Origin of the sequence: Streptomyces sp. YS415 (assembly GCF_023544665.1) — a bacterium.
Taxonomy (GTDB): Bacteria; Actinomycetota; Actinomycetes; order Streptomycetales; family Streptomycetaceae; genus Streptomyces.
Map to the genome: position 1 here is coordinate 227,491 of NZ_JAMJFL010000012.1, position 15,145 is coordinate 242,635.

The 15,145-nt window shown below is 71.0% G+C and carries 14 protein-coding genes and 2 tRNA genes; 3 read left to right on the plus strand and 13 right to left on the minus strand.

Annotated features, from left to right (window positions below):
- Window positions 1-15: 15 nt before the first annotated feature.
- On the minus strand, window positions 16-753 hold the full coding sequence (locus tag M8H82_RS18070) for a hypothetical protein (RefSeq protein WP_250075213.1): 738 nt from the start codon (window positions 751-753) through the stop codon (window positions 16-18).
- A gap of 183 nt (window positions 754-936) precedes the next feature.
- Entirely contained in the window at window positions 937-3,807 is a 2,871-nt protein-coding gene (gene leuS, locus M8H82_RS18075) for a leucine--tRNA ligase (protein ID WP_250075215.1), read from the minus strand.
- A gap of 426 nt (window positions 3,808-4,233) precedes the next feature.
- Here leuS and M8H82_RS18080 point away from each other — a divergent pair, with 426 nt between their 5' ends.
- Together M8H82_RS18080 and M8H82_RS18085 are read left to right on the plus strand one after the other, a co-directional pair.
- On the plus strand, window positions 4,234-5,502 hold the full coding sequence (locus tag M8H82_RS18080; protein WP_250075217.1) for a ferric reductase-like transmembrane domain-containing protein: 1,269 nt from the start codon (window positions 4,234-4,236) through the stop codon (window positions 5,500-5,502).
- On the plus strand, window positions 5,499-7,106 hold the full coding sequence (locus tag M8H82_RS18085) for an NADH-quinone oxidoreductase subunit NuoF family protein (protein ID WP_250075219.1): 1,608 nt from the start codon (window positions 5,499-5,501) through the stop codon (window positions 7,104-7,106). Before M8H82_RS18080 ends, M8H82_RS18085 begins: the two co-directional genes overlap by 4 nt.
- A 64-nt stretch (window positions 7,107-7,170) precedes the next feature.
- On the opposite strand, the gene M8H82_RS18090 is transcribed toward M8H82_RS18085, so the two are convergent.
- The 9 genes from M8H82_RS18090 to M8H82_RS18130 all read right to left on the minus strand — a co-directional run bounded on the left by M8H82_RS18090 (window position 7,171) and on the right by M8H82_RS18130 (window position 11,864).
- Window positions 7,171-7,243: transfer RNA gene (locus M8H82_RS18090), tRNA-Ala, on the minus strand.
- Between the two features lie 136 nt (window positions 7,244-7,379).
- Entirely contained in the window at window positions 7,380-7,613 is a 234-nt protein-coding gene (locus M8H82_RS18095) for a hypothetical protein (RefSeq protein WP_003976229.1), read from the minus strand.
- A 3-nt stretch (window positions 7,614-7,616) separates the two neighbouring features.
- Window positions 7,617-7,790, minus strand: a complete 174-nt coding sequence (locus tag M8H82_RS18100; protein ID WP_250075221.1) for a hypothetical protein — start codon at window positions 7,788-7,790, stop codon at window positions 7,617-7,619.
- 223 nt (window positions 7,791-8,013) lie between these two features.
- Window positions 8,014-8,086 (minus strand) — tRNA-Ala (locus M8H82_RS18105).
- Window positions 8,087-8,161: 75 nt separating this feature from the next.
- Window positions 8,162-8,818 carry a histidine phosphatase family protein gene (locus M8H82_RS18110; protein WP_250075222.1) on the minus strand — a complete coding sequence of 219 codons (657 nt, stop codon included), beginning with the start codon at window positions 8,816-8,818 and terminating at the stop codon, window positions 8,162-8,164.
- Window positions 8,815-9,258 carry a ribosome silencing factor gene (rsfS, locus tag M8H82_RS18115; protein ID WP_250075224.1) on the minus strand — a complete coding sequence of 148 codons (444 nt, stop codon included), beginning with the start codon at window positions 9,256-9,258 and terminating at the stop codon, window positions 8,815-8,817. The genes M8H82_RS18110 and rsfS overlap by 4 nt, the downstream gene beginning before the upstream one ends.
- Before the next feature lie 92 nt (window positions 9,259-9,350).
- A complete protein-coding gene (locus M8H82_RS18120) occupies window positions 9,351-10,982 on the minus strand; it encodes an LCP family protein (RefSeq protein ID WP_250075225.1) in 1,632 nt (543 codons plus the stop codon).
- Between the two features lie 16 nt (window positions 10,983-10,998).
- Window positions 10,999-11,637, minus strand: a complete 639-nt coding sequence (gene nadD / locus M8H82_RS18125; RefSeq protein ID WP_250075227.1) for a nicotinate-nucleotide adenylyltransferase — start codon at window positions 11,635-11,637, stop codon at window positions 10,999-11,001.
- 62 nt (window positions 11,638-11,699) lie between these two features.
- Complete coding sequence (locus tag M8H82_RS18130; RefSeq protein ID WP_250075229.1) at window positions 11,700-11,864, minus strand: hypothetical protein; 165 nt, start codon at window positions 11,862-11,864, stop codon at window positions 11,700-11,702.
- Between the two features lie 303 nt (window positions 11,865-12,167).
- On the opposite strand from M8H82_RS18130, the gene M8H82_RS18135 reads away from it, so the two are divergent.
- Window positions 12,168-13,268, plus strand: coding sequence for a M48 family metallopeptidase (locus tag M8H82_RS18135; RefSeq protein WP_250075232.1), 1,101 nt, complete (start codon window positions 12,168-12,170; stop codon window positions 13,266-13,268).
- Between the two features lie 22 nt (window positions 13,269-13,290).
- Here the strand turns inward: M8H82_RS18135 and M8H82_RS18140 are convergent, their stop codons facing one another.
- Both M8H82_RS18140 and M8H82_RS18145 read right to left on the minus strand, forming a co-directional pair.
- Window positions 13,291-14,361, minus strand: coding sequence for a hypothetical protein (locus M8H82_RS18140; protein WP_250075234.1), 1,071 nt, complete (start codon window positions 14,359-14,361; stop codon window positions 13,291-13,293).
- A gap of 100 nt (window positions 14,362-14,461) precedes the next feature.
- Window positions 14,462-15,037 (minus strand): hypothetical protein, encoded by a 576-nt coding sequence (locus tag M8H82_RS18145; RefSeq protein ID WP_250075236.1) that lies wholly within the window; start codon window positions 15,035-15,037, stop codon window positions 14,462-14,464.
- Window positions 15,038-15,145 lie beyond the last annotated feature (108 nt).

The following is a 15,145-nucleotide window of genomic DNA, read 5'->3' on the forward strand; positions in this document are numbered from 1 at the left end:
GCGGCCGTGGCCGGATCAGGTCGTGCTCTCAGGGCGGGGCTTCTTCTGCCAGGGGTAGGACGGCCGCGGGTCCGGCGGGGTGATGGCCGCTCTGGTCGGCTCCTCGGCCGTCCGCTGCTGCGGGCCGTCCGGCCAGGTCTGCTGCGCGGCCGGCGCTTCGGCGGCGGGCGCCTCGGGCCACGGCGGCGGGGTGGTGGTGGGCGGCTCCTCGGTGGTCCAGTGCCGCAGCGCACCGGCCTCCATGTCGATCTGCGCGCTCAGCGAGTCCAGCTCGTCGTCGGCGAAGCGGCGGGCCCGGTCGCGGGCCGCCCACCGCAGCGAGTCCGCCGACTTGACGATGCGCTCGGTGCGCTCGCGCAGGTCCGGCAGCCGCCCGGCGAGGGTCGTCCGGTCCGGCTCGCTCTCGAGGCGCCGCAGCTCGTCGTCAAGTTCATGGCCGTGGGCGCTGAGCCGCTCGAAGAGTCCGAGGGACTCCTTCAGGGACTCGTCCTCGGCCACGCCCGCGCGCAGCGCGTCCTGGGTGGCGCGCATCGAGGTGCGCAGTTTCAGCCGCAGCTGCGCCAGCTCGCCCGCCGGGCCGATCTGGGCGAAGGACTTGGCGCGCAGGGTGTGGTCCTCGACCGTGCGGCGGGCCTGGGTGAGGGTGCGGTCCACACCACGCTTGGCCGCGCCGACCGCCTTGACCGTGGCGTAGGCGCCGAGCACCACGAGGAGCACGAAGAGCAGGGCCACGACTGCGATCACTGCTTCCACGGTGCTCCTCCTCGGTTCCGCGGCACCCCTCGCCGCGCTGCTCTCCACGGTAAACGCAGCGGGCAGGCCCGGAGTTCCAGTCGGACCCCGAACCTGCCCTTAGGGGACGACCCGGAGGCAGTGCCTGCCTGCGCCTGCCTGCCTGGTCACACCGCCGACGCCCCCGAGACCGCATCCGCCCCGCTACGCCGTGACGATGTTCACCAGTTTCGGCGCCCGCACGATCACCTTCCGGATCCCCGCGCCGTCCAGCGCCGCCACGACCTTGTCGTCGGCCAGCGCCACCTTCTCCAGCTCCTCCTCGGAGATGGACGGCGCGACCTCCAGACGGGCCTTGACCTTGCCCTTGATCTGCACGACACAGGTCACCGTCTCGTCGACGACGTACGCCGGGTCGGCCACCGGGAAGTCCCGGTGCACCACGGAGTCCTCGTGTCCCAGCCTGCGCCACAGCTCCTCGGCGATGTGCGGGGCGAGCGGGGCGACCAGCAGCACCAGCGCCTCGGCGACGGACCGCGGCACCGCGCCGCCCGCCTTGGTCAGGTGGTTGTTCAACTCGGTGACCTTGGCGATCGCGGTGTTGAACCGCATGCCCTCCAGGTCACCGCGCACCCCGTCGATCGCCTTGTGCAGCGCCCTGAGGGTGTCCTCGTCGGGCTCGGCGTCGACGACGGTCACCTCACCGGTCGCCTCGTCGACGACGTTGCGCCACAGCCGCTGCAGCAGCCGGAACTGGCCTACCACCGCGCGCGTGTCCCACGGCCGCGAGACGTCCAGCGGGCCCATCGCCATCTCGTACAGGCGCAGGGTGTCGGCGCCGTACTCGGCGCAGATCTCGTCCGGAGTGACCGCGTTCTTCAGGGACTTGCCCATCTTGCCCAGCAGCCGGGAGACCTGCTCGCCCTCGTAGTAGTAGGAGCCGTCGCGCTCCTCCACCTCGGCGGCCGGTACGGCGATCCCGCGCGCGTCCCGGTAGACGTAGGCCTGGATCATGCCCTGGTTGAACAGCTTGTGGAACGGCTCGGCCGAGGAGACGTGCCCCAGGTCGAACAGGACCTTGGACCAGAAGCGCGCGTACAGCAGGTGCAGCACCGCGTGCTCGGCGCCGCCGACGTACAGGTCGACACCGCCGTGCGGCTGTCCCTCGCGCGGGCCCATCCAGTACCGCTCGATCTCCGGGCCGACCAGCTGCTCGGAGTTGTGCGGGTCCAGGTACCGCAGTTCGTACCAGCAGGAACCGGCCCAGTTGGGCATGGTGTTGGTCTCGCGGCGGTACCGCTTGGGACCGTCGCCCAGGTCCAGGGTGACGTTGACCCAGTCCTCGTTGCGCGACAGGGGCGTCTCGGGCTGGGTGTCCGCGTCGTCCGGGTCGAAGGTGCGCGGGGAGTAGTCCTCGACCTCCGGCAGCTCCAGCGGCAGCATCGACTCGGGCAGGGCGTGCGCGATGCCCTCCTCGTCGTAGACGATCGGGAAGGGCTCGCCCCAGTAGCGCTGGCGGCTGAACAGCCAGTCGCGCAGCCGGAAGTTGACGGTGCCCTCGCCGGCGCCGGTGCGCTCCAGCCACTCGGTGATGCGCGCCTTGGCCTCGACGACGCCCAGGCCGTCCAGGGAGACGTCCGCACCGGTGGAGTTCACGATCTTCGCGTCGTACGAGACGAAGGCCGCGTCCCAGTCGGCGGTGTCCGTGCCGCGTCCGTCGGTCGGCTCCACCACGCAGCGGATCGGCAGTTCGAAGGCGCGCGCGAACTCGAAGTCACGGCTGTCGTGCCCCGGTACGGCCATGATCGCGCCGGTGCCGTAGCCCATCAGCACGTAGTCGGCGATGAAGACCGGCACCTGCTCGCCGTTGACCGGGTTGGTGGCGTACGCGCCGATGAAGACGCCGGTCTTGTCCTTGGCCTCGGCCTGGCGCTCGACGTCGGACTTCGAGGCGGCCTGCGCGCGGTAGGCGGCGACGGCCTCGGCCGGGGTGGCGTGGCCGCCGGTCCACACGTCGTGCGTGCCCTCGGGCCAGGCGGTCGGGGTGAACTTCTCGACCAGCGGGTGCTCGGGCGCCAGCACCATGTAGGTGGCGCCGAACAGGGTGTCGGGACGCGTGGTGAAGACGGTGATGCGCTCGCCGTCGATCGGGAAGTCGACGCGGGCGCCCTCGGAGCGGCCGATCCAGTTGCGCTGCTGGAGCTTGATGGCCTCGGGCCAGTCCAGCTCCTCCAGGTCGTCCAGCAGCCGGTCGGCGTAGGCGGTGATGCGCATGTTCCACTGGCGCAGCTTGGCCTTGAAGACGGGGAAGTTGCCGCGCTCGGAGCGGCCGTCGGCGGTGACCTCCTCGTTGGCCAGCACGGTGCCCAGGCCCGGGCACCAGTTGACCGGCGCGTCGGAGGCGTAGGCCAGGCGGTACTCGCCCAGCAGGTCGGCGCGCTCGGTGGCGCTCAGCGCGGCCCAGGAGCGCCCGCCGGGCACCGCGCGCTCACCGCTCTCGAACTGGGCGACCAGCTCGGAGACCGGGCGGGCCTTCCCCGCCTCCTCGTCGTACCAGGAGTTGAAGATCTGCAGGAAGATCCACTGGGTCCACTTGTAGTACTCCGGGTCGATCGTGGCGAACGACCGGCGCTTGTCGTGGCCCAGGCCCAGCCGGCGCAGCTGGACCTTCATGTTCTCGATGTTGGCCTCGGTGGACACGCGCGGGTGCGTGCCGGTCTGCACGGCGTACTGCTCGGCGGGCAGGCCGAAGGCGTCGAAGCCCAGGGTGTGCAGGACGTTGTGGCCGGTCATCCGCTGGAACCGGGCGAACACGTCGGTGGCGATGTAGCCCAGGGGGTGGCCGACGTGCAGGCCCGCACCGGAGGGGTACGGGAACATGTCCATGATGAACTTCTTGGGCTTGGCGACCAGCGCGGGGTCCCCCGCCAGGTCACCGCTCGGGTTCGGCGCCGCGTAGGTGCCGTCGGCGTCCCAGAAGTCCTGCCAGCGTGCCTCGATCTCCGCGGCCATGGCGGCCGTGTAGCGGTGCGGCGCGGCCGCCTCAGCAGCGGCAGCGGGGTTCGTCTCGCTCATGATCCTCAAAGCTCCATCGATCGTCTCTGCCAGCGCTGTGACATTCCTGGAAACGAAAAATCCCCTCGCACAGGAGGGGACGCCGCGCCGATTCCGGCCACTCGATCCGACGGTGGCCGGTGCTGATCAGCGCGGCTCGCTAAGCAGAAGGCGTACGGCACGCATGGCGTCAGGGTACCGCAGCGGTCGAGCGGGGCGCGACGGGCTTCCGGGAGGGCGCCGGACACTCCCGAGCCGCTTGTGAAGATTCGGAAAAGCTGACCAAGGTTCAATTGTTACCCGGCGTAAGGGCCCCTAGCAGGACAACACCGGCCCCGCACCCCTCATTGATAACAACGCAATAACTCAAATGGCGTACTGCTCTGTTGGGAGCCACTTAGAGTGCGGCAGCGGGACCGCTTTCCCGAACTGCTCGGAGTTGCCCCCATGAACCCTCGACGTAGTACCAGCTCGCTCCCCCAGCCGGGCCGCTCGGCCTATGGGGCGGCGACGGCTGTCGTCCTGCTCCTCATACCCGTGGCCGTGCTGGTCGGAGGTGACAGATTCCGCGAGTTCCTGAACTTCGGCGCGGGCGTGCTGTCCCTCGTCTCACTGAGCTGCTCGGTGATCTGGGGCCTGGTGGCCCAGGACCGGATCTTCCTGAACACGCGCCAGCGGATCATCGGCCAGGCCGTGCACCGCACGACGGCGGTCGCCGCCATCGCCTTCCTGCTGCTGCACATCACGACCAAGATCGTGCTCGACCACACCGAGCTGATCGCCGCCGTGATCCCCTTCTCGCTCGGCTTCACCGGCCCCGAGGGCCTGGTCGGGTTCGGCTCCCTGGCCGGACTGTTGATGATCTTCGTAGGCATCACCGGCGCCCTGCGCGGCGCCTTCGCCTCCCCCGCCCCGGTCGCCGCCCGCTGGCGGGCCATGCACATGCTGGCCTACCCGGCCTGGTGCGCGGCCCTGGTGCACGGCCTGTACGCGGGGCGCGCGGCCAAGCCGGTCTTCGTCTTCCTGTACTGCCTGTGCCTGGTCGGCGTCGGCGCCGCACTGGCGCTGCGGGCGGCGCCCCGCCCGGTCAAGCGCCGGGTCGCCGACAAGATCGCCGAGATCCTGGGGACCACCGCGGAGCGCTCGGCGCGCGACGACCTGGACGCGAGCCGGGCCCGGGTCGCCGAGTCCGCCTCGCTCCCCGGCTACGAGCGGAGCGCGTCCCCGGCTCCCGAACCGCCGAACGGCTTCGCGGCCGCCTACCGCGCAGTGAACACACCCCCGCGCCCCCAGCAGTCCTTCACCGCCGACCCGACGGCGCGGATGGACCTGTCGATGGACCTGCCGCTGCACACGCCGATGCACGTGCCGCTGGACCTGCAACCCACCGAGGCGCTGCCGCGCATGGACGGCGTCTCCAGCACCTCCGGAAGCTGGCCGATCCCCTCGCCCCCGCCCGTCGGCGAGGCACCCCCGTCGTCCTACGACCCCTTGAGCGACACCGGATACAACATCCCGACCTATGGCAATCCGGGCGCCGACGGGTACGGCGGAAGTGATGTGTACGACACCACTGAGTCGAACACCCTCTACGGCACGTACAACCCCAATGACACGTACAACAGCGGTCCCGCCAATGAACCACCCTCCGGTGAGTCCTTCGACGCACCGGGTCCGGGCGAACCTTGGAACATGCCTTCCGGAGGCTATAGGTGAACGAGGCCCTGCCCGACGTACCAGAAGTCCGCGTCGTCGGTCTTCCCCAGCTCACGTCGGGCTTCGACCTTGTCGAACGACTCGATCTGCCCATGCACCTCAAGGTGCACGGGCCGCTCGAACCGATGGGCGGCGAGCAGCTCGCGCAGCTCGCCGAACGCATCAGTCTGAAGGGCCGCGGCGGCGCGGGCTTCCCCTTCCACAAGAAGCTGCGCTCGGTCGCCGAATCGGCGATCAAGCGCGGCGTCAGGCCGGTCGTCGTCGTCAACGGCAGCGAGGACGAACCGGCCTGCCGCAAGGACACGGTGCTCATCAACCGTGCCCCGCATCTCATCCTCGACGGCGCGCTGCTGGTCGCCGAGGCGCTGGGTGCGCGCACGCTCGTGGTGGGCGTCACCCGTGAGTCGACCCAGCGCTCCATGGAGGCCGCGCTCGCCGAACGCGGCCTCAGCAACGGCCGCCGGTCCGCTCTGCGCGCACGCGTGCAGCGCAATCCGGTCCGGATGGTCACCGGAGCGGCGGCGTCGCTGATCCGGTCCATCGACGGCGGCCCGGCGATCCCGCCCGGCCGCAAGATCAGCGCCTCCAAGAGCGGCGTCGGCGGCGCACCCACGCTGCTGTCGAACGCCGAGACCTTCGCCCAACTCGCCATCGCCGCCCGCATCGGCCCGGAGCGCTACGGCAACACCGGCCTGTACGACGAGCCCGGCACCGTCCTGCTGACGGTGTCCGGCGCGGTCGCCCGCCCGATGGTGATCGAGGTCCCCACGGGCGTCCCGCTGCGCTACGTCCTCCAGCTCGCCGGCGCCCCGCCGGTACCGCAGGGCGTGCTGACCGGCGGCTACCACGGCAAGTGGATCGATGCGGCGACGGTCAACGAGGCGATCGTCTCGCGCAACTCCCTGGACGCGGTGGGCGGTTCGCTCGGCGCGGGTGCGATCCTGCCGATCACCCAGAACACCTGCCCGCTGGGCGAGTCGCTGCGGGTGGCGCAGTGGCTGGCCGAGGAGAGCGCGGGCCAGTGCGGCCCCTGCTATCTCGGGCTGCCGGCCGCGGCGCGCGGTCTGGAGGACATCCTCAACGGCGGCGGGCCCGCCGCCCTCGAAGCGCTCAAGCAGGTCGCGAAGAACGTGAAGCGGCGCGGCGCGTGTTCGCACCCGGACGGCTCGGCGATGTTCCTGGAGTCGACCATCAAGGCGTTCACCGACGACCTCGCCGCCCATGTCCTCGGCAACGGCTGCGGACGGCCCGTGGAGGGCGTGCTGCCGCTCTTCGCGGGCGGCAGGGCCCCGACGGGCATCCCCGGCGGCGAGTCCGGGGAGAACGGCCCCAGCCGCCAGAAGATCTACGTCGACTGGACGCTGTGCCGCGGGCACGGCCTGTGCGCGGACATCCTGCCCGAGGTCTTCGAACTCGGCGCCGACGGCTTCCCCACCGTCGCCCAGGCCCAAGTGCCGCGCTACGCCGAGGCGAAGGCGCTGCGTGCGGTCCGCCGCTGCCCCGCGCTCGCCCTGCGCCTGGAGGACCAGACGGAGCGCGCCCCGGCCCGCAACAACCTTCCGGTCCTCTCCCAGGGCCGCGGCCGCCGCGCCCTGGGCCGCTGAGGCCAGGCGCCCCGCACACGAAAAAGATCCCGCCGGGTCATCACGACCCGGCGGGATCTCACTGTGGAGCTAAGGAGAATTGAACTCCTGACCTCCTGCATGCCATGCAGGCGCTCTACCAACTGAGCTATAGCCCCGTACTGGTCCGCCCGGTTTTCCTGCCGGTTTCCCTGGCGGCGACGCCAACATTACACGGTCGACCCGGTGCACCACCAAATCGTTTCCGTTCCACACCCGTACGACCGCTATGTCGGTTTCGGGCCCCGGTCGGCGTCAGGCCGTGACGAAGGAATAGAAGCGCTTGAGCGTGCAGTGCTCCTCGAGCAGACGCCCGTAGATCGGCTCGCCCTCGAGTTCGCGGTACGTCTCGATCGGATCGCCTTTTATGATCAGCGCCCGCGCGCACTCCTCGCACCAGTACTGATAGTCCGGATTGACCGGTTCCATGTCGCGGACGATCGGCGTTCCGCTGCCGCACCAGTCGCACTTTCGCCTGTGTGCACCCATCGATCAGCTCCAGCTGTGGCCGCAGGCCGTGCACACGTAGGAAATCCCGCCGTTGTCACCGAGCACCTGGGCGACATGGGCGGAGCCGCAGGAAGGGCAGCTGAGGCGGGTGACCGTGTTCCGTGTCCAGCGTGCGTCGAAGAGGCGACCGCCCTCTCCGAGGATGCTCGCAGGCATCACTGCTCCCTCCCGTCGGGCCGCGCCCCCTTCCGGCCGTTTGATTCTGCCACGGCCGGGCCAATACGGTCAGCGACGCCTCAGTACCAGTCGGGACACAGCGCGCCTCCACAGAGGTATACGCCTCCCGGGTCCCAAGTGACTCAAGCCCGTTCGGGATCAGTGTGCACGAAAAATCCCACCCCCCGGAGGGGATGGGATCCTGATCGTACGAGTCGATCTGTGGAGCTAAGGAGAATTGAACTCCTGACCTCCTGCATGCCATGCAGGCGCTCTACCAACTGAGCTATAGCCCCTCGTGTTCTCCCCGCTCGGGCCGGGCGAACAAGAAGAACTTTAGCCTGCGACCTGCCGGAAAGTGAAATCCGGGGTCAGTCGTCGTCGCCTAGCACCGGCTCCGGCAGCGTGCCGGCGTTGTGCTCCAGCAGACGCCAGCCGCGGGCACCCTCACCGAGGACGGACCAGCAGCAGTTGGAGAGGCCGCCGAGGCTCTCCCAGTGGTGCGCCTCCAGGCCGAGCAGCCGGCCGATGGTGGTGCGGATCGTGCCGCCGTGGCTGACCACCACGAGCGTGCCGTCGTCGGGCAGCTTCTCGGCGTGCCGGAGCACCACCGGGGCGGCCCGGTCGGCGACCTCGGTCTCCAGTTCGCCACCGCCGCGGCGGACCGGCTCACCGCGCTTCCACGCGGCGTACTCCTCGCCGTGCCGGGCGATGATCTCGTCGTGCGTGAGCCCCTGCCAGACACCCGCGTACGTCTCGCGCAGGCCCTCCTCGTGGGTGACCTCCAGGCCGGTGAGCGCGGCGAGCTCGGCGGCCGTGTGCGCGGCACGCTGCAGGTCGGAGGCGACGATCGCGTCGGGCTTGAGGGAGCCCAGCAGCCGGGCGGCCCGGCGGGCCTGGGCGAGGCCCTCCTCGGTGAGGGCGACGTCCGTGGTGCCCTGGAAGCGGCGCTCCACGTTCCACGAGGTCTGTCCGTGCCGCCACAGGATGACGCGGCGGCCCCGCCGGGAGCCGGCGGGGGCGCTCACCCGAGGCCTCCCAGCTCGGCGGCGTCCTCCTCGGCCCGAAGCTTGGCGTGCTCCTCGGCCTTGCCGCGGGTGGCCTTGGCGTCCTCGGGCAGTGCCAGCTCGGGGCAGTCCTTCCACAGCCGCTCCAGGGCGTAGAAGACCCGCTCCTCGCTGTGCTGGACGTGGACGACGATGTCGACGTAGTCGAGCAGGACCCAGCGGGCCTCGCGGTCGCCCTCGCGGCGGACCGGCTTGGCGCCGAGCTCCTTGCTCAGCCGCTCCTCGATCTCGTCGACGATCGACTTGACCTGGCGGTCGTTGGGCGCGGAGGCCAGCAGGAAGGCGTCGGTGATCGACAGCACGTCGCTGACGTCGTAGGCGATGATGTCGTGCGCGAGCTTGTCGGCGGCCGCCTGAGCGGCGGCGGTGATGAGCTCGATGGAACGGTCAGTGGCGGTCACTACAAGGCTTTCGGTCGGCGGTCGATAGAACCCAAGGGTCTCACGACCGCCGACGGCGCCCCACGTGATTGTTCGCGCACCCGGTCCACCGGCTACGGCGACGACGGCTCGTAGTCCTGGCCCAGGATCACCGAGACGCTCGCGTTCGAGGTGACCTTGCCCTTGGCCACCGCGCTGGTGGGCAGGCCCAGGGTCTTGGCGACCTCGGTGGCGTTCTCCTTGTCGGCGGCGTCCGTGTAGAGGACCTTGGAGGCGCTCTGCGCGGCGGCGGCGGTGCCGCCCTCCAGGAAGGTGAAGCCGCCGTTGAGCAGGACCACGCGGGCCTTCTCCGTGTTGTCCTTCACACCGGTGGCGTTCTGCACCGAGACGCGGACGGCCGCGCCCTGGTCGGGGCTCTTCGCGGTGCCGCCGAGGACGTCCTTGACCACGCTCGCGCTGGTCTCGGCGCTCAGGGTGCCGTCGTCCTGCACCGGCAGCAGCGCCGTCTTGTAGTCGCCGCCCTTGGCGAGGTCGGCGAGCTCGGCGAGGAAGGTGCCGAGGTCCTTGTCCGTCATGGACGGGTCCAGGATTTGCTGGAGCGTCTGCACGGTGATGGTGGCGGCCTGCGCGTCGGAGGACAGCTTGCGCAGCACCCCCTGCATGACCTGCCCGAACCGCTCCAGCTGGGCGTTCTGCTCCTCGCCGGAGCCGCGGTAGGTGGCGTAGGCGACGGCCATCTTGCCGCTGAGGGTCTGCGCCTCGCCCTTGTTCACCAGCGGGGCGGCGCCCTTGGACTTGGCGGCCGGGTCGGGCACGTCGGTGTTGGTGTCGATGTCGATGTTGCCGACGAGGTCGACGAGGTTCTGCAGGTAAGGGGTGTCCAGCCGCCAGGTGCCCTGGATCTCGGTGCCGAGGACCGTGTCGAGCGCCTCCCGGGTGCCGGAGGAACCGTCGTCCTCGACCGACTTGGCCAGCGTGCTCGTGGTGCCGTCGTCGCCGGTCAGGGCCAGGGAGTTGGGCAGCAGGACGGTGGTGCCCTGCCGGGTGGTGGTGTTGTCGACGAGCAGGGCCGTCGCGGTGCCGCCGCTCCTGGTGTCGTGCAGATGCACCACGACCACGTCGCGTTTCTGGGCGCCGGCGGCGGTCGCGGTGCCGGTCCGGTCGCCGGAGGACGACAGGCCGGGCAGCTTCCCGGCGTACCAGAGGTAGCCGACGCCGCCGGCCACGCACAGCGCCAGCACGAGGACCAGCGCGACGATCCGGCTGCGGGCCCGGCGCCGGGCCTCCTCGCGGCGCTCGGTGCGGTTCTCGGTGAACTTCAGCCAGTCGATGACGTCCTCGGGGTCCCCCTCGGGGTCCTCGACGAACGCGAACTGCTCGGTGCGGTACTCCCGCTGGTCCCGCGCGGGTTCGTCCGGCTCCGCCACCGGCCCGGCCTGCTGCGGGATGTAGGCGGTCTGCTCGGCGACCCGGGGCTGCTGCCCACTGGCCGCGGCCTGCCCGTAGGGGTCGTAGGGCGCGGCCGTGCCGTAGGGGTCGTAGGACTGCGCCGGCTGCTGCTGACCGGTGGCGTACGGGTCGTAGCCGTACGCCTGCTGACCGTAGGGGTCGTACGGCTGCTGAGGGGGCTGCTGCGGCTGCTGGACCTGCTGGTAGACAGGCCGCCCGTACTCGTCGTAGCCGACGATCTCGTACTGCTGGTCGGACCCGTACCCCGCGGACCCCGCGTCGTATCGGTCGTTCACCGGTGCCCCTCTCGGCTCACTCGCCGCGGTACAGCTCGCGCTTGTCGATGTAGCGCACGACTCCGTCCGGCACCAGATACCAGACCGGGTCGCCCTTGGCGACTCTCGCACGGCAGTCTGTGGAGGAGATGGCCAGGGCGGGAACCTCGACGAGCGAGACACCGCCCTCCGGGAGCCCGGGGTCGGCCAGGTGGTGGCCGGGCCGGGTGACCCCGATGAAGTGCGCGAGGGAGAACAGCTCTTCCGCGTCCCGCCAGGTCAGGATCTGGCCGAGGGCGTCGGCGCCCGTGATGAAGAAGAGGTCGGTGTCCGGGTTGAGCGCCTTGAGGTCGCGCAGCGTGTCCGTGGTGTAGGTGGGGCCGCCGCGGTCGATGTCGATCCGGCTCACCGAGAACTGCGGGTTCTCGGCGGTCGCGATGACCGTCATCAGGTAGCGGTCCTCGGCCGGGGAGACGGTGCGGTGGCTCTTCTGCCACGGCTGCCCGGTCGGCACGAACACCACCTCGTCCAGGTGGAACTGCGCGGCGACCTCACTGGCCGCCACCAGGTGCCCGTGGTGGATCGGGTCGAACGTTCCGCCCATGACGCCGAGACGGCGCTTGCCGGGGGTCGTCGGGCCGTTGCCCGGGCCGGTAGGCATGTCCTGCTCTCCCATGCGTGCAGACCCTACCGGCCCGTCGCGCGGGCCACGGTCGCCGGACCCCCCGGGCCCGGGGCTCAGCGGTCGCGGTTGAAGCGGGTGGTGATCCACAGCAGCAGCATCAGGATGACGAACGCGCCGCCGCCCGTCACCAGGGGGTCGAGGCTCTCGTGGTTGCCGCCGTGCTCTCCGCCCTCGGCAGCGAGGGTGACCAACTGGGCAGCGGTGCTGGGGAAGCTCATCTTCGGCAGAACCTTCGGGTGTGGGCGGGATAAAGATGTCGGCCCATCGTAAGCGGGCGCCTCCCCGCCGCTCACGCCGACTCCGCCGTTGGGGCACGCCCCGCGGGGGCGCTCGGGAGGCGAGGCAACTTATCCGGCGGCCCGGTCGTCCTTGGACGTGTACCCCGCGACAGGAACGACGCGGTCAGGGCGTGCGGCTCCTCGGCTCGCCTGCCCGTCCGCGGCAACTCCGCCTAGGCTGGAGCCTGCTCCTGGGGCCCGAAGGGGCCGCACACGGCCACACAGACGCACATGGGGGACCACATGTCCGACGACGGCCACCAGCACGAGGGGCACGAGCACGTGCCGAGCAGGCAGCGCAGGCGCTTCCCCGGGATCTCCTCGCGTGCGTACGAGCACCCGGCCGACCGCAGCGCCCTGGTGGCGCTGCGCAAGCTCAGCGGATTCGACACCGTCTTCAAGGCGCTGAGCGGGCTGCTGCCCGAGCGGAGCCTGCGGCTGCTGTTCCTGTCCGACTCGGTGCGGGTCTCGGACGAGCAGTTCGCGCACCTCAACGACATGCTGCGGGACGCCTGTTACATCCTGGACCTGGAGAAGGTCCCGCCGATGTACGTCCAGCAGGACCCGCGGCCGAACGCCATGTGCATCGGTCTGGACGAGCCGATCATCGTGGTGACGACCGGGCTCGTCGAGCTGCTCGACGAGGAGGAGATGCGGGCGGTCGTCGGGCACGAGGTGGGGCACGCCCTGTCCGGGCACTCCGTGTACCGGACGGTCCTGCTGTTCCTGACCAACCTCGCCATCCGGGTCGCCTGGATCCCGCTGGGCAATGTCGCGATCATGGCGATCGTGACCGCGCTGCGCGAGTGGTTCCGCAAGTCGGAGCTGTCCGCGGACCGGGCGGGACTTTTGGTCGGACAGGACCTGACGGCCTCCATGCGCGGCCTGATGAAGATCGCGGGCGGCAACCACCTGCACCAGATGAACGTGGACGCGTTCCTGAAGCAGGCCGAGGAGTACGAGGCGGGCGGCGACCTGCGCGACTCGGTGCTGAAGATCCTGAACGTGCTGCCCCGCTCGCACCCCTTCACCACGGTCCGGGCGGCCGAGCTGAAGCGGTGGGCCGAGTCCCGGGACTACCAGCGGCTCATGGACGGCCACTACCCGCGCCGCTCGGAGGACAAGGACACCTCGGTGTCGGACTCCTGGCGCGAGTCGGCGTCGCACTACACCACGCAGGTGAAGTCCTCCAAGGACCCGCTGATGAAGCTGGTCACGGACATCGCGGGCGGGGCGGGCGACCTCGGCGGCCGGGTACGCCGGGGCTTCGGGGGCTTCGCGGGCTCCGCGCCGCAGGACCGCCCGCCCACGGACACGCCACCGCCGCCGCGGGACGGCGAGTAGTAGGCCGGAGGCCGGCGGCCGCTCAGACCGCCGGCTGGGCGCTCTTCGCGAGCGAGCCGCACAGCGCCGTCGCGTTCCCCGTGGCGTAGGGGTCGGTGCCGGCCGGGCCGCCCTCCTTGGCGGTCTGGCCGGCCAGCAGCGGGCGCAGCCGGTTGGCCGAGTCGTCGGCGCAGGACAGCGGGCCCGCCTGGACGTAGGAGACGATCAGCTGGGCCTGGCGCATGCGCAGGTCGTCGCGGTCGAAGCGGAAGTGCAGCTCGCGCCGGACGGTGAACAGGGACGCCTCGGCGTCCGCGCCGGCGCCGGCCGGCCGCAGCGCGTACACGAAGGTGTGGTCGGCGGTGACCTCGAGGGTGGACGCGTCGCTCTCGGCGGCGGCGAGCGTGCCCTGCACCCGGATCTTGCGGTCGGCGAGTTCCACCGTGTCCGGGTCGAAGCGGACCATCCAGCCGGTCGGGGCGTGCCGGCCGTCCGCGGTGGGGTGGTCGAAGCTCTGGTCGAACTGGTCGAGCTGGTCCGGGTCGAGCAGCACCCGCACCGGCCGGACCTGCTCCCCGACGACGACCTCGGGGTAGAGCGCGGAGCGGACGATGTAGTCCTTGGCGATGGTGAGCGCGTTCACGACCTGCCCGTCCGAGAAGTGCGCGGTGGGCCGGGAGGCGGGCAGCGGGACACCCTCGGCGCCGATCCGGTACTGGGCGGCGGGGCTGCGCGCGAACAGCGTTTCGGTGTCGGTGGAGCCCGGCACCTTGCCCTGCGGGGCGAGCGGGATCACGGTCATCCGCAGCGGTTCGACGGGCCCCGGCTCGGCCCCGTCCGGGTAGGGGTGCCGTACCCCCATGTAGATCGCGGTGCCGAAGGCGACGGCGATCAGCATGACCAGGATCAGCGCCTGCCGGGACAGGCCCCGGCGCATGGGCGGACGGCGCCGTACGGCGGGGGCGTGGTCGTCGATGCGCTCCTGGGCTGAGAACTCCTGGAGCCGGGCAGCGCGGACGAACGATTCGTCGAACACGACGGACCGGTACTCCTCCTCGCCCCCTGCGGGACCGCCCTCGGGTGTCCCCTCAGGGGGGTCTCCAGGCCCTCCCATATCTTCAGGGTAGGTCCGGGGAAGCCCGGGTAAACGCCCCGCCGCACGCCAAGTTCTGACAGGTTCTCACCAGGAACGGCGGGTTTTCGCCGGGGTCCGCTCAGGGGGTGCGCGGGTCGGCCGAGATGGCCGGCTGGGAATGGTCGGCGGAGGCGGAGGGTGCCACCGCTCCGCCCTGCTCCGGTCCCGTGGAGGCCGGTGGCGGGACCCGGTCCCGGTTGTTCGAGGACGCGCCCCGGTACACCGCCGTGAAGGCCAGGGCGACCATGCCGACGCCCATCACGAGGGCGAGCATCCAGGCGACGGGACGGTGCCAGCGGACCGGCTTGCCGTAGGTGCCCGGGGCGCCGTAGCGGCCGTCGAGGACGTCGGTGTCGTCCGGGTCGTCGTAGTCCGGATCATGGCCGAAAGCGCTGCGGCCGTCGGCGCCGTACGCGTCGTCGTACCGCTCGCGCCGGCCGTGGGCCCGGCGGGCCTCCGCCTCGGAGGCCTCCGCTCTGGCCTGGGCGGCGGCCAGGAGGCGCTCGACGGCGGTCGGCTCGTGCAGCGTGGCCGCCTGTACGAATGCCTCGTCGAAGACCACGGAGGCGAACTCTTCGTCCGACACCCCGCGGTCGTGGTCGTCGTCGGGCTCCCAGCCGTCAGGGAACGGCGTACCCCCCACGTCCTCCGGCACTGCTCCAGAGTAGACCTGGGGGGTCGATTTGGGCAGAGAGTACGGAAATTCATCCGCCCAGTGAGACAGCGGGGGTGCGTGCCGCCCGCATATGCGCCGTCCCGGCGG